This window comes from Neisseria sp. P0021.S007 (assembly GCF_051956855.1).
Genome location: NZ_JBQCXA010000660.1, coordinates 1 through 640 on the forward strand (window position 1 = coordinate 1; position 640 = coordinate 640).

Below are 640 nucleotides of genomic sequence, written 5' to 3' on the forward strand. Positions count from 1 at the left end.
TAAACTGCCAATGCTGCCGTCCGATACATTTCAAACCGGAAAACAGCCGTCCGTATCCGCCGCGTGGCCGGTGTCTGTAAAATGCCGTAAAATATTGGCTGTCAAAACAGAGGCGAGAAAACCATGATTGAATTTCCCAACCAGCCCGACTTTCCTGAACAACACACCGCCGTCGCCGTCGGCACCGTTAACATGAGCCAGCAGGCGATACGGGTGTTGATAGAGAATGCCACCGAAAAGGCAAGTATCCTGACCATCGCCCGCGTTGCCGCCATTCAAAACATCAAACAAAGCGGCAACCTGATTCCGCTGCACCTGCCCGGCCGCATCATCGGCGTGCAGGTTGATTTCGATATTAACGTCGAGCTGGCCTGCCTGAAAGCCACATTGACCGTCCAAGCGCACAGCAACGGCAGCATTGCCACCGAAGCCCTGACCGGCCTCAATTTGGCGCTCTTGAGCGTTTACGACATGATGAAAGACGTTGACCGCAATATGATGCTCAGCGGCATCCGCCTTGAATCCGAAACCAGCAGCGAAGGCCGTCCTTTCCTGTTTGACAACGCCTACGAAAATATTAATTTCTAAACCACTCAGGCCGTCTGAACGTTGGGTTTCAGACGGCCTTATTGTTATGATG

1 protein-coding gene is annotated in these 640 nt (G+C 52.8%); it reads left to right on the forward strand.

Annotation, left to right across the window (positions count from 1 at the left end; genetic code table 11):
• The first annotated feature begins 123 nt into the window (after positions 1 to 123).
• Positions 124 to 588 (forward strand): cyclic pyranopterin monophosphate synthase MoaC, encoded by a 465-nt coding sequence (locus ACTHUR_RS15235; protein ID WP_070625157.1) that lies wholly within the window; start codon positions 124 to 126, stop codon positions 586 to 588.
• Positions 589 to 640 lie beyond the last annotated feature (52 nt).